Raw genomic sequence first — 13,322 nt, 5'->3', positions numbered from 1 at the left:
GCAGAGGGTGACCCCACGGCTCCCGTTGTCGGCACCACCGGCGATGCGCCGCAGCAGCCCTCGGGGATGCCGACCCACAAGTACCTGCCCTTCCACGAGCAGATCCAGGTCGAGCTGCCCGACCGCACCTGGCCCGCCCGCCGGATCACCCGCGCCCCGCGCTGGTGCGCCGTGGACCTGCGCGACGGGAACCAGGCGCTCATCGACCCGATGAACTCAGAGCGCAAGCTGCGGATGTTCGAGCTGCTGGTGCGGATGGGCTACAAGGAGATCGAGGTCGGCTTCCCGGCAGCCTCCGCCACGGACTTCGACTTCGTGCGCACCCTCATCGATGAGGACCGTATCCCCGAGGACGTCTCCATCCAGGTCCTCACCCAGTCGCGCGAGCACCTGATCGAGCGCACCTACCAGGCCATCGCCGGTGCCAAGCGCGCCGTGGTCCACCTGTACAACTCCACCTCGGTGGTCCAGCGGGACGTGGTCTTCCGCGCCGACGAGGACGCGGTGCTCGACATCGCCGTCCAGGCGCGCTGCTGTGCAAGAAGTATGAGGAGACGATCCCGGACACGCAGGTCACCTACCAGTACTCCCCGGAGTCCTACACGGGCACCGAGCTCGAGTACGCACTGCGGGTCTGCAACGCCGTCACCGAGGTCTTCAAGCCCACTCCGGACGACAAGATGATCATCAACCTGCCGGCGACGGTGGAGATGGCGACGCCCAACGTCTACGCCGACTCGATCGAGTGGATGCACCGCCACCTCGACCGCCGCGACTCGATCGTGCTGTCGCTGCACCCGCACAACGACCGCGGCACCGGCGTGGCCGCCGCGGAGCTCGGTTACCTCGCCGGCGCGGACCGCATCGAGGGCTGCCTGTTCGGCAACGGCGAGCGCACCGGCAACGTGGACCTGGTGACCCTGGGCCTGAACCTGTTCAGCCAGGGCATCGATCCGCAGATCGACTTCTCCGATCTGGATGAGGTGCGCCGCACCGTCGAGCACTGCAACCAGATGTCGGTCCCCGAGCGAAGCCCCTACGGCGGCGACCTCGTCTTCACCGCCTTCTCCGGCTCCCACCAGGACGCCATCAAGAAGGGCCTGGAGCGCATGGAGGGTGACGCCGAGAAGGCGGGCAGGAGGTCGACGATCTCGTCTGGCGGGTGCCGTACCTGCCGGTGGATCCCAAGGACCTGGGCCGCTCCTACGAGGCTGTGATCCGCGTGAACTCGCAGTCCGGCAAGGGCGGCATGGCCTACCTGCTGCGCACCGAGCACGGCCTGGACCTGCCGCGCCGCCTGCAGATCGAGTTCTCCGGCATCGTCCAGCAGAAGACGGACTCCGACGGCGGAGAGGTGAGCCCTGAGGCGCTCTGGGACGCGTTCACCGACGAATACCTGCCGGCGACCGACGACTCCAGGCGGTGGGGCCACTTCTCCATCACCTCGATCCATCAGGAGTCCACCGGCGAGGGCGGCGACCGCATCACGGTCACGCTCATCGCTGATGGCGAGGAGCACACCGTCACCGGCATCGGCAACGGCCCGCTGGACGGCTTCGTCAAGGCGCTGGCCGAGCGGAAGATCGAGGTGCGGATCCTCGACTACGCCGAGCACGCGCTGACCGAGGGCGATGACTCCCTGGCCGCCTCGTACATCGAGTGCGAGATCGGCGAGAGGATCTTCTGGGGCGTGGGCATCGACGGCTCGATCACCCGTGCCTCCCTCGAGGCGATCATCTCGGCCCTGAACCGCGAGCAGCGCACCCGGGACTGAGCCCCTGGGGCGGGGCGGCGCGCCTTCCGGCCCGGCCCGGCCCGCTGCGCGTCGTTCTGGTGCGCCGTGCCCTGGTGCGTGCCTCCCCGCCAGAAAATTCCAGCCACGTCCTGAAAGGTGCCAGCTAACTGGCACCTTTCAGGACGTGGCTGTGTTTTTTGGGCCCGGGGAGGTGCTGGGGTGGGCGGTCAGCGGCGAGGCTCGGTGTGCGGGGCCCCGCCCTCAGTGCGCGCCGTCGCGCCCTCGGTGCGCGGCGCCTCGCCCGGGGAGTGCGGCACGCTGGCCTCGGCGCGCGGCTCCCCGTCCTCAGGCGCCTCCTCGGCCCACAGCGCGGCCTCGCTGAGCATCGGCATCTCGCCGGTGACGGTTGCGTGGGTGGGGGTAGGCAGATCCCAGCCGGGCAGCTCGTCCGCCGGGTGCGGGTCGGCGGGGAGGTGCGGCGCGCGGTCAGGGTGATCCCCACGCTCGCCCCCACCACCAGCACCGCCGCGCCGATGCGCAGCACGGTCGCCTCCTGGCCGATGAGGAGGACGCCTGCGATCAGCGCGATCACCGGCTCGAGGCTGAGCAGGATGCCGAACACGTGCCGCGGCAGCCGTCGCAGGGCCGCGAGCTCGAGGGTGTACGGCAGCACCGAGGCCAGCACCGCGGTGGCGGCGGCGAGCCCGAGCAGCCGCAGGTCCATGATCCCGGTGAGTGCGCCCGGAGCACCGAGGGGAAGGACCACGAGGGCGCCCACCGCCATCGCGACGGCGAGGCCGTCCTGGCCGGGCACGAGGCGTCCCACCCGGGCGCTGCTGAGGATGTAGAGCCCCCAGAACACGGCGGCGATCAGGGCGAACAGCACGCCGAGGCCGTCGAGGGAGGCGGCTGAGGTCAGCGACTCGAACCCGAACAGGCTCACCCCGGCGAGGGCGAGCACCACCCACAGCAGGTCGCTGCGACGGGTGGAGAGGACTGCGGCGACGGCGAGCGGCCCGAGGAACTCGATAGTGACCGCGGTGCCCAGCGGGATCCTGGCGATCGAGGCGTAGAAGGCGCCGTTCATCGCCCCGATCGCACCGCCGAACAGCAGCACCGCGATCCACTGCTCACGGGTGAAGCGATGCAGCTTGGGGCGCACGATCACCAGGAGCACCAGCGCGGCGATCCCCAGACGCAGCGCGGTGGTGCCCCAGGAGCCGAGCTCGGGGAAGAGCTGGGTCGCCAGCGCCGCACCGAACTGGAGCGAGACGCAGGAACCGAGGATGAAAAGCACCGGCGTCATCGGGGCCCCGGTGCCGCCGCGTGCGGAGCGCGCAGGGGACGCCGACGGGGCAGGAGCGGGAGCGGAAGACGTGGTCACCCTCCTACTGTGGAGCCTCCTGTCCGGCCCGGTCCAGCGAATGTTGTCGACCTGTACCGTGAAGCAGAACTTCACGATAGGAGGCGGGGCCGTGCTCAACCTGCATCGGCTGTTCCTGCTGCATGAACTGCGCAGGCTGGAGACCATGTCGGCGGTCGCACGCGCGCATTCGATGTCCCCTTCCGCAGTGTCCCAGCAGCTCTCCCACCTGGAGCGGGAGACCAAGGTCACCCTCTTCCAACAGGCCGGGCGCCGGGTCGTGCTCACTGATGCGGGCGTCCAGCTGGCTCGGCGCGCCGAGGAGATGCTGGGACTGCTCGAGGCCGCGGAGGCGGAGCTCGCCCACGCTCAGAGCGATGCCGGCGGTCTGCTGCGGGTGGCCTCCTTCCAGACCCCGATGATCGCGCTCGCCCCTGCGGCCGTGAGCGTGCTGGCGCAGCACCATCCCGCGCTCCATCTCGAGATGGCTCAGCAGGAGGTCGAGGAGGCATACGAAGGGCTGCTCGCCCACCGCTACGACGTGATCCTGGGCGAGGACTACCCCGGGGGCCAGCAGGTGGTGCGGCGAGGCACCGACCGGGAAGCACTGCTGCGCGATCCCCTGCTGCTGGTGCTGCCGGCCTCCGGACCGTGGGCCGAGGCGCGCTCGCTCGTCGGGCTGGCCGAGGCGCCCTGGGCGCTGGACCCGCCGGGGAGCCGCACCGGGATTTGGGCACGGACCTATCTGCGCTCCGCGGGCGTGGAGCCGCAGGTCCGCTTCACCACGCCGGATCCGCTGCTGCAGGTGCACCTGGTGCGCTCCGGTCATGCCGTCGCCTTCGTCCCCGGCATCATCGCCTCCGAGCACCTCGGCGGCACGCGCGTGCTGCGCCTGCCCGCAGACCCCCATCGCTCGCTGTACACCGCAGCGAGATCGGGCGCAGCGCAGCACCCCTCGCTGCTGGCCTTCCGCTCCGCACTGCTCGAGGCCGCAGGCACCCTCACCGCGCTGACGGGGCTGGCGACACTCGGCACCTGAGCACTGCGGTGCTCGCAGACATGATGTGCGCTTCTCCTCCGCACGCAGGAGGCGGCAGGTCCTCCGAGGCTGTAGAAAGTAGCCATGACCTCATCTCCCGGCGCGGACGCCGGTCCACCCCCGCATCACCCCGCCCAGACGACCGCCGGTGCTCCCAGCTGGCACGCCCTGGCGCTGCTGCTGGTCCTGCTCGCGGTGATCGCCGCCGGCGTCGCCTCCCGCGGCGTCACGGCCCCGGTGGACGCCGCTGCCGCCACCGACGTCTTCAGCGCCGCGCGCGCCTCCCAGGCGGTCGCGCCGGTGGTCGCGGAACCCCGTCCCGTCGGCTCCACGGCCAACGACCGCGCCCATACGGAGCTCTCTGAGCAGCTGGACGCCCTCGGCTTCGAGACCCGGGCCCAGGAGGGGCTCGGGGTGAGGGAGAACGGTGACGAGGCCTCCAGCGGCTATGTTCGCAACCTGGTCGCCACCCGCCCGGGCTCGGATCCCACGGGCACGATCGTGCTGGCCACCCATATCGACTCGGTGCCGAACGCGCCGGGGGCCGCAGACGCCGGCGTCGGGCTCGCCGTGATCCTCGAGACGGTGCGGGCGCTCGGACCCGAGGCGCTGCGTAACGATCTGGTGGTGCTGCTCGTCGACGGGGAGGAGCGCGGCCTGCTCGGCGCCGAGGCGTACCTGGATGAAGCGGCCGAGAAGCTCACCGCACCCGTGGTGGTGCTGAACCACGAGGCCCGCGGCATCTCGGGACGACCCATGGTCACCCGGGCCGAGGGCCCCATGCACGCCGTGATCGGTGCCTCGCCCAGCCCTGAGTACGAATCCTTCACCGATGCGCTGTTCGGGATCATCCCCAATGACACCGACTTCACCGCCTACCGCGAGGGCGGCTGGTGGGGGATGGACATGGCGATCATCGACGGCGCCTGGGCCTACCACTCCGCGCAGGACGACGTCGAGCACCTCGATGCCGGAACCCTCCAGCACTACGGGGAGCTGACCCTCGCCCTGACCCGCGACCTCACAGGGCGGGATCTGGCCGAGCTCGAGACACGGGCTGCGGAACAGCCCGTCCAGACCACTGCTCCCTGGGGAGTGGTAGCTCTGCCGCCGTTGCTGGTCACGGTGCTCGGCCTGCTCGCGCCGCTCGCCGTACTCGCGGCAGCGCTGGTGGCCCGAGGGCGGAGCGAAGTGAGCCTGCGCGGGGTCCTCGGCGGTGCGGCAGCCTCGCTGCTGACCCTGGCCGTCGCAGTGCTCGGAGCCACGTTGCTGTGGAGCATCACGGCCGGTGCCACACCGTCGATGCTCTCCCAGACCACCCGTGAGCCCGTGCGCGCCGAGCCCTTCCTCCTCGCCGAACTGGCACTGGCGGGCGCGGTGGTGACGGCCGGATGGGTGCTCACCCGAATGCTGATCTCCCGCGCAGCCCTCCTGCTGGGCGGATCGCTCCTGGTGACGGCACTGCTCGCGGCACTCGCTGTGTACTCTCCTGCCCTGGGCGGATCGATGATCCTGCCGGCCGCGATCGCCGCCGGCGGGATCGTGCTCGCCGCCGTGCTGCCGCCCCTGCCAGGACTGGTGGTGCGGCTGCTCGCCCTGGTGCCCACGGGATGGCTGCTGGGGACACAGCTGCAGGCCCTCGGCGAGTTCGGCATCGCCTCGTCCGCCGGCGGTCTCGCCGGCACCGCTCTGATCGGTCTCGGAGCTGCCGGTGCGCTGCTCCTGAGCCGGCCCGGGACTGAGCCACGCCCGTCCCGTCGGCCGCGCCGGCTGCTGGCGCCGCTGCTGCCCGCCGTACTCGTCGCCGCTCTCACGATCGGTGGCACGGCCTGGACCCTCGCGGCTCCCGAACCGACCCAGGAGCGGGTCGTCGCGCATGTCGACGCCGGGGACGGCGCGACGACCTGGGAGGTCTCGGGCAGCACCGAATGGGGACGTGCGCTCGACGGCACGCAGGCGACCTCCGAGGTCGAGATGCCGACGCTCCAGGTCGCCGAGGCGGGCGACGGGCGGGTGGAGATCTCCTTCACCGCCGTGCGCGAGGCGTCTGCGGTGGAGCTGACAGTCGGCGAGGGCAAGCTGTCGCAGGTGAGGGTGGACGGTGTCGAGGTCGACTCCTCCGCAGGCCTGAACTCCTTGGGCATCCACGGGCTGCGTGCCGGGCAGACGGTCGTGGTCACGGCCGACGCCGCAGCCGGCACCGAGCTGGTCGCGGTCGAGACCAGCTTCGATCCCTCCCTGGCCACCGGATGGGACGCACCGGGCGAGGAGGTCTCCCTGATGCAGCCCTGCATGGAGGTGGTCCTCACCGCCCAGCTCTGAGGGCTGCGCGTCCGAGAGCTCAGGACCCGCCCAGCGGCACGGTGCCGAGCACCTCGTGACGGGGACCGCCGGAGCGGCCCTGCCCGAGATGGGAGCTGAGCAGCTCGAGCTCCTCCGCGGACCAGGAAGGTCCTCGGTAGACGGACAGCGCGTGCACGGCGCTGGACAGCAGCAGCTGGGAGGGATCGGGCGGTCGCCGCTCGCCCCGTCGGCGACGAGGTGCCCGTGGGGCGCGGGCCGAGACCCTGGCGACGGTCAGGTGCGCGCGGCGCCGCTCGCGATCCTCACCGCCCAGCAGCTCCTCGCCCATCAAAGCGGTGAGCTGCGGCGTGTCCCCGCCCACCCCGATCCACAGGGTGCGGGCACCGAACATCCCGGCTCCGCTGAGCTGCAGCGTCATCGGTGCATGGTGGGCGGCTGCATGCGCGAGGTTCTCGAAGGTCTCCGGGATCGCGCCCTCGGGCAGGTCGGGATGGAAGGCGAGGGTGAGGTGCCACTGCTCGGGATCTCCCCAGCGCAGCGAGAGCCCCGCGCTGCCGCGCACCTCCTCGAGCGCCGAGTCGAGGTGCTCGAGGGCTTGCGGGGAGGGGCGGATCGCCGCGAAGACGCGCATCAGCCCACCTGCGGGAAGCTCTTCCGGGCGGCCTTCGCGATCCGGTTCAGCTGAGAGCGGTCCATGAGGGCGCCGAGCACCGCGCCCAGCCCCGGGATCGCCTTGCCGAACAACCGCACCGAGCGCAGCCCGAAGCGGCGCAGCAGACGCCCGCCGATCGCATTCGCCACCTGGGACTGCGGGCGCGACGGCAGCTGTTTGGCGACGCTGCGCGCGGCGACCCCGGCGACCGGCCCGAGACCGACGTTCCTCAGCACCTCACCGGCCTCCTCGCCCAGCAGGGAGGCGAGGACCCGCACGCGGATCTCCTCGTCCTCGAGGTCATAGCCGCGCACCGCCGCGATCGCCCCGACCATGCGGGTGGACTGCACATAGAACTCGACCACATTGGTGGGCAGCAGGATCGGCAGGGTGAAGATGCCGCCGAGGCCCGTGACGAAGCCGCCGGCCGTCACGCCCCAGCGATGCCTCCGCACGAGCCGTCGCACTGCTACCTCCGGGCGGCGCTTGCCGCGACCGCGCTGGGCGTGCCGGGCGATCTCGGCGGCGGAGGCGTAGGTGAGCTTCCCGTCCAGACCGATGTCGCGGATGATCGTCACCACGCGCTCGAGCGCCCCGCCCTCCGGCGCCTCGTCACCGCGACGCGCCTCCTTCATCGCCTCACGGGCTGTGCTCCGGGCCGAGCTGTCGCGGCGCAGCATCGAGAAGATCCCCATCCCGGCCACCTCCTTCTCGTCGTGCACCACGGCGCGCGCGGTGCGGCGGATGATGCTCCCATCATGCCGTGCTGCACCGCTCGCAGGCCCGAGCCCGACCAGTCGGTGGGACGGGTGTCGGGCGCGTCGTGAGCGAGCTCCCGCACGACACCGTGCCCGCCTGCGCCTTGCGGCACCGCGCCGGTCGTAGGCTCGAAGGACCATGCAGCAGAAGCTCTACCGTGACGATGCGATCGTCCTGCGCACCCATCCGTTGGGTGAGGCCGATCGCATTATCACGCTGCTCACACGCCGACATGGCAAGGTGCGTGCGGTTGCGAAGGGCGTGCGCCGCACCGGGAGCCGCTTCGGGGCGCGGCTGGAGCCGTTCAACCTCGTCGACGTCCAGCTGCATGCGGGGAAGAACCTGCACACCGTCACCCAGGTGGTGACCATCGACGCCTTCGCCGTCGGGATCAGCGCCGACTACGGGCGCTTCACCGCCGCGAGCGCGATGCTCGAGACCACCGACCGGCTCACCGACGAGATGGTCGACCCCAATCAGCGAGGCTTCCTGATGCTGGTCGGCGCCCTGCGGGCGATGGGGAGGGCCGCCTTGCCCCGCCGCTGATCCTCGACTCCTTCCTCCTGCGCACCCTCGCCGTCTCCGGCTGGGCACCGGAGCTGCGAGTCTGTGCGACCTGCGGCGCGCCGGGCCCCCACCACGCGCACGACATCCGCGCCGGCGGCCTGGTCTGCACCCCCTGTCGTCGGCCGGGCGCGATCGCTGTCCGCCAGGCCACGATCGAGCAGCTGATCTTCCTGATGGCCGGAGACTGGGAGAATGTCCTGACGGCCGAGGAGTCCGTCATGCAGGAGGCCGGCCGACTGATCACCGACACGGTGACCTGGCACCTCGAGCGCTCGGTGCGCTCCCTGCATTACGTCGAACGCTGAGCGCGCCCGCGCGACGCTCACAGACCGCTGCGACCGATCCAGGAGGATCCCATGCCCGGTGCACCCCGACACGGGTACCAGGAGCCGCATCCGCATCCCAGCGGTGCGCAGCCCCGCAGCTGCCCGCCCCGACCATCCCCGCGCACATCGCCGTGGTGATGGACGGCAACGGGCGCTGGGCGAACCGGCGAGGGCTGCCCCGCACCGCCGGGCACGAGGCCGGTGAGGCGGCACTGCTGGACGTGGTCGCCGGCGCGCTCCAGATCGGCGTGACGCACCTGTCCGCCTACGCCTTCTCCACCGAGAACTGGAAGCGCTCCCCGGAGGAGGTGCGCTTCCTGATGGGGTTCTCGCGCTCGGTGCTGCGCCGCCAGCGCGACACTCTGAACTCCTGGGGAGTGCGCATCGTGTGGGTCGGCCGGGAGCAACGGCTGTGGGGCAGCGTGATCAAGGAGCTGCGTGAGGCGGAGCAGCTGACCTGCGAGAACACGCGGATGACGCTCTACATGTGCGTGAACTACGGCGGGCGCTCCGAGATCATCGATGCGGTCCGCTCGATCGCGGAGGACGCCCGCGCCGGCCGGATCAGCGGCAGGAGCATCACCGCCAAGAGCTTCGCGCGGCACCTGGACGACCCCGACATGCCGGACGTCGACCTGTTCCTGCGCACCAGCGGCGAGCAGCGCACCTCGAACTTCCTGCTGTGGCAGTCCGCCTATGCGGAGCTGGTCTTCGTCGACGAGCTGTGGCCGGACGTCGACCGCCGGGTGCTGTGGCGGGCGATCACCGAATACGCACGGCGCGACCGGCGCTATGGCGGTGCGATCGACGCCCCGGATCAGCCCTCGACGGTCTGATCCGCGCTGGGGGCGCTGGCGGGGCGCTCCACACCGCTGGGCACCTGCTCGGCGCTCTCAGCATCCGGTGCGGGGGTCATCACGCCACCGGTGCGCCGACGATGCTGCAGGAGCACCGCGATCAGCACCACGATCATCCCGAGCGCCGCGACCGCGGCCCAGGGCGAGAGCAGGAACAGCTCGAACCACGCCATGAACGCCACCAGGCCCACGGTCGCGTAGATGAACGCCCAGGCGAGACCGCCGATGGCGAGGGCGGGGACATAGCGCCTGGCCGGCATCCCGGTCAGGCCCGCAGCGGCGTTCGCCGCCGTCTGGAACCCGACGGTCAGGAAGCTCAACGCCACCACCGGGGCGCCCCACCGGTTGATCAGTTCCGTCGCGCGCTGCACGTTCCGCGACTCGAGGAACCGAGCGATCCTGCCCCTGTCGGCAGCCTTGCGGGCACCGCGGCCCAGCAGATAGGTGGCGCCCGCTCGGCACCAGATGACCACGTACAGGAACGCCACTGCCGGCAGCAGCGGAAGCTCCCCGACCCACTCCATCATCGCGTGCGTGCCTCGTCCTCGTCGTCCTCATCAGGCTGCTCGGGCTCGGAGTCAGCATCCTGGCCCGAGTGGTCGGTGCAGAGCCCGAACACCTCCAGGGTGTGGTCCACATCGGTGAACCCGTGCTCATGGGCGATCGCGCTCATCGAGCTCTCGAGCTTCGGTGCGAGGAACTCCACGGTGCGGCCGCACTCCCGGCAGACCAGGTGATGGTGGTGCCCGGTGTCCTCGCACTGGCGGTACAGCGATTCGCCGTCGCCGGCGACGAGCACGTCGAGACGGCCGGAGCGCGCGAGAGTCTGCAGATTCCGGTACACGGTGGCGAGGCCCACGGTCTCGCCATCAGCCTTCATCTGCTCGTGGATCTGCTGGGCGCTGCGGAAGTCGTCCTGGCGCGAGAGCGTCTCGAGGATCGCGGTGCGCTGGCGGGTGTTCCGTTGCATGCCCTCATTCTCCTCCACCGCGACCAGGACTTCTATCAGTCGTGGGGCGTTGCACGTGCGGCCGCGGGCAGGGCCTCCGCGCGCGCGGGACCCGGACCGCCGACGGCGGGCACCTGGCGCGCCGGCCGCACAGCCCGGACGCACAGCCCCAGGATGTAGGCGGCGACGGTGAGCAGCACGATCACACCGCCCGGCGGCAGGTCGACGTAGACGGTGATCAGCAGGCCGCCCAGCGAGCAGACCACGGCGATCGCCATCGCTGTGCGCATGGTGCGCGTGAAGCCGACCACCAGCTGCTGCGCGGCGGCGACCGGGACGATCATCAGCGCCGAGACCATCAGGGCGCCGACGATCCTCATCGACAGGGTCACGGTCAGGGCGGCCAGCACCGCGATCAGCACGTTCACGACCCGCACCGGCAGACCGGAGGCGCGTGCGAACTCCTCATCCGCGGTCACTGCCGCTAGCAGCCCGGACAGGCCCACTCCGATCAGCAGCACCAGCACGGCGAGCACGGTGGAGATGACCGCATCCAGCGCGGTGACGGTCGAGAGGGAGCCGAAGAGGTAGCCCATCAAGTTCTGGGAGGTGCCGCCGGCGAGCTGGATGATCACCACGCCCCCGGCGATCCCTCCGTAGAAAAGGATCGCCAGCGCCACATCGCGGCTGGTGTGGCTGATCTCCCGGACGTACTCGATGAGCACAGCGCCGATCACGGAGGCCGCGAGCGCACCGGGGATCGCGAGCAGGTCGGCAGGGGAAGCGCTGATCCAGGCACCGACCAGCCAGCCGACGGCCACACCGGTCAGGGCCACGTGCCCCAGACCGTCGCCGAGCAGCGACAGCCGCTTCTGGACCAGGTAGGTGCCGACGACGGGGGCGGTGAGGCCGATGAGCACCGCGATGATCAGCGGGTAGCGCAGCAGTTCGGAGGTGAGGATGTCGAGCGGCGAGATCATGAGGGGTGGATCTCCTGTCCGAGGCACTGGTCGAGCGGGGCGGCATCCTCGGGATGTCCGTGCCCGGGGTGGAGGCGGGGGCGATCGACCTCGGGCCCGTCATGGACGACGCCCGTGGTCGAGGACCACTGCCCGGCGGATGTCATCTGTCAGGGGGCCGGTCTCGTGGAGGACCACGAGGATCGAGGTGCCGACGGCGGAGAGCTCGCGGAAGAGCTCGGAGATCAGCTCCTGGGTGGGCAGGTCGACCCCCGAGAACGGCTCGTCCAGCACCAGCAGCTCCGGCTCCCGCACCAGGGCCCGCGCGATCATCACCCGGCGTCGCTGGCCGCCGGACATCCGAGTGATGGGGCGACCGGCCAGATCGGCCATCCCGACCGCCTCGAGCGCAGTCATCACGCGGGCATCGCGACGGTTCGGCCACCAGGACCGCGCCCCCAGCAGCCCGCTGGCGACGGTCTCCCGCGCAGTCGCGGGGATGGAGCCCGCCTCCGTGGAGTCCTGGGGCACGTAGCCCAGCCGGTCGTGGGAGGTGCTGCGCTGCACGGGAGTGCCGAACAGGCGCGCCGAGCCGGTCTCCAGCGGCAGGATGCCCACTGCGGCACGCAGGAGAGTCGACTTCCCGGAGCCGTTGGCGCCCAGAAGCGCCACCAGTTCGCCGGAGTCGATGCGGAGGTCGACGTCATGGAGCACCCGCTGGCCGCCGCGGGTGACGGACGCCCCGGTGACCTCGATGACGGGTGGGGTCGGTCCGGTCATGCCCAGCTCGCGACCAGCGCGGTGCAGTTGTCTCGCATGACCTGAGCGTAATCCGCTTCCTCGGACTGCTGGGTCTCGAGGTTGTCGAGCTCTGCGCTGTCGATGCCGAGGTTCCGGGCGAGGGTCTGGGCGACCTTAGGGGAGGCCGAGGTCTCGAAGAACACTGTCGTCACGCCCTCCTCCTCGGCGAGCCCCTCGAGTGCGAGCAGCCGCTGCGGGGACGGCTCGGTCTCGGGGTCCACACCGCTGATGCCGATCTGGTGCAGGTCGTAGCGCTGGGCGAGGTAGGTGTATGCCGCGTGACCGGTGATGAACGGCTTTCGGCCGTCGACCGCGCTGAAGGACTCCTCGAGCTCGGCGTCGAGCTCATCGAGCTCCTCGCGCAGCGCCTGTGCGGAGGCGGTGAACTCCTCCGCGTGCTGCGGCGCGAGCTCTCCCAGACGTGCCGCGAGGGCATCGGCGAGGTCCGCCATCAGCAGCGGGTCATGCCAGAAGTGGGGGTCGTTCGGGCCGTGGTCGTGGCCCTCGTGGCCCTCGTCGGAATCGTCGTCGGCATGCTCGGTGTGCTCGGCATGCTCAGCCTCGGATTCGTCGGAGTGATCGTCGTGACCGTCGGCCGCACCGATCGGCAGCAGGGTGATCACCGAGGAGACATCGAGCACGTTCTCACCGCCGTGGGAGGCGATCGCATCGTCCAGCGCCGCCTGGAAGCCGGGGATCTGGAGCACCAGGTCGGCGCTCTCGACCGTCATCACCTGCTTGACCGAGAGCTCCAGCCCGTGGGCGTCGGCCCCCGGGGTGGTGAGATCAGTGAGGGCAACGTGCGCCCCGCCGATCCGGGTCGTCAGGTATGCGAGGGGATATGCCGAGGTCACCACGGACAGGCCGTCCTGCCCGCCCGCACTCGAGGAGCCGCACGCAGCCAGGAGGGCGGCGCCGGCGCCGAGGCCGGCAGCGGCGAGCAGGGAGCGTCGTGAGGGGTGCGGGGTGAACGACATGACAATCATTCTCACCAGTGCGGTCCGGCTGCGC

At 71.0% G+C, this 13,322-nt stretch carries 10 protein-coding genes and 3 pseudogenes; 5 read left to right on the top strand and 8 right to left on the bottom strand.

Annotated elements, in window-relative coordinates; genetic code table 11:
• The first annotated feature begins 66 nt into the window (after nt 1-66).
• Nucleotides 67-1,774: pseudogene (gene leuA / locus H3H54_RS19600) on the top strand (2-isopropylmalate synthase).
• Between the two features lie 124 nt (nt 1,775-1,898).
• On the opposite strand, the gene H3H54_RS10110 reads toward leuA, so the two are convergent.
• A complete protein-coding gene (locus H3H54_RS10110; RefSeq protein WP_262423795.1) occupies nt 1,899-3,119 on the bottom strand; it encodes a DMT family transporter in 1,221 nt (406 codons plus the stop codon).
• A gap of 91 nt (nt 3,120-3,210) precedes the next feature.
• Here H3H54_RS10110 and H3H54_RS10105 point away from each other — a divergent pair, with 91 nt between their 5' ends.
• Both H3H54_RS10105 and H3H54_RS10100 read left to right on the top strand, forming a co-directional pair.
• Nucleotides 3,211-4,137: a LysR family transcriptional regulator gene (locus tag H3H54_RS10105; protein ID WP_262423794.1), complete on the top strand. Its 927-nt coding sequence runs from the start codon at nt 3,211-3,213 to the stop codon at nt 4,135-4,137.
• Nucleotides 4,138-4,221: 84 nt separating this feature from the next.
• A complete protein-coding gene (locus tag H3H54_RS10100) occupies nt 4,222-6,459 on the top strand; it encodes a M28 family peptidase (protein WP_262423793.1) in 2,238 nt (745 codons plus the stop codon).
• A 19-nt stretch (nt 6,460-6,478) separates the two neighbouring features.
• Here H3H54_RS10100 and thpR read toward each other — a convergent pair whose 3' ends face one another.
• Both thpR and H3H54_RS10090 read right to left on the bottom strand, forming a co-directional pair.
• The gene (thpR, locus tag H3H54_RS10095; protein ID WP_262423792.1) at nt 6,479-7,072 is read right to left on the bottom strand and encodes an RNA 2',3'-cyclic phosphodiesterase; all 594 of its coding nucleotides are present in this window, start codon (nt 7,070-7,072) and stop codon (nt 6,479-6,481) included.
• The gene (locus H3H54_RS10090) at nt 7,072-7,818 is read right to left on the bottom strand and encodes an EcsC family protein (protein WP_262423791.1); all 747 of its coding nucleotides are present in this window, start codon (nt 7,816-7,818) and stop codon (nt 7,072-7,074) included. The genes thpR and H3H54_RS10090 overlap by 1 nt, the downstream gene beginning before the upstream one ends.
• A 172-nt stretch (nt 7,819-7,990) precedes the next feature.
• Here H3H54_RS10090 and recO point away from each other — a divergent pair.
• Together recO and H3H54_RS10080 are read left to right on the top strand one after the other, a co-directional pair.
• Nucleotides 7,991-8,724 (top strand): annotated as a pseudogene (gene recO / locus H3H54_RS10085) (DNA repair protein RecO).
• A 51-nt stretch (nt 8,725-8,775) separates the two neighbouring features.
• Nucleotides 8,776-9,581 (top strand): annotated as a pseudogene (locus H3H54_RS10080) (isoprenyl transferase).
• On the opposite strand, the gene H3H54_RS10075 reads toward H3H54_RS10080, so the two are convergent.
• The 5 genes from H3H54_RS10075 to H3H54_RS10055 all read right to left on the bottom strand — a co-directional run bounded on the left by H3H54_RS10075 (nt 9,563) and on the right by H3H54_RS10055 (nt 13,288).
• A complete protein-coding gene (locus tag H3H54_RS10075; protein WP_262423790.1) occupies nt 9,563-10,129 on the bottom strand; it encodes a DedA family protein in 567 nt (188 codons plus the stop codon). The pseudogene H3H54_RS10080 and the gene H3H54_RS10075 overlap by 19 nt on opposite strands.
• The gene (locus H3H54_RS10070; protein ID WP_262423789.1) at nt 10,126-10,572 is read right to left on the bottom strand and encodes a Fur family transcriptional regulator; all 447 of its coding nucleotides are present in this window, start codon (nt 10,570-10,572) and stop codon (nt 10,126-10,128) included. The genes H3H54_RS10075 and H3H54_RS10070 overlap by 4 nt, the downstream gene beginning before the upstream one ends.
• Before the next feature lie 35 nt (nt 10,573-10,607).
• Nucleotides 10,608-11,531 (bottom strand): metal ABC transporter permease, encoded by a 924-nt coding sequence (locus H3H54_RS10065; protein WP_262423788.1) that lies wholly within the window; start codon nt 11,529-11,531, stop codon nt 10,608-10,610.
• Nucleotides 11,532-11,630: 99 nt separating this feature from the next.
• Nucleotides 11,631-12,290 carry a metal ABC transporter ATP-binding protein gene (locus H3H54_RS10060; protein WP_262423787.1) on the bottom strand — a complete coding sequence of 220 codons (660 nt, stop codon included), beginning with the start codon at nt 12,288-12,290 and terminating at the stop codon, nt 11,631-11,633.
• On the bottom strand, nt 12,287-13,288 hold the full coding sequence (locus tag H3H54_RS10055) for a metal ABC transporter substrate-binding protein (RefSeq protein WP_262423786.1): 1,002 nt from the start codon (nt 13,286-13,288) through the stop codon (nt 12,287-12,289). The genes H3H54_RS10060 and H3H54_RS10055 overlap by 4 nt, the downstream gene beginning before the upstream one ends.
• Between the last annotated feature and the right edge of the window lie 34 nt (nt 13,289-13,322).

It is taken from the genome of Brachybacterium sp. Z12, assembly GCF_014400405.1.
In the GTDB taxonomy this organism is placed as follows: domain Bacteria; phylum Actinomycetota; class Actinomycetes; order Actinomycetales; family Dermabacteraceae; genus Brachybacterium.
The sequence above is the reverse complement of the archived record's forward strand: the minus strand, read 5'-3'. Positions and strand labels throughout refer to the sequence as shown.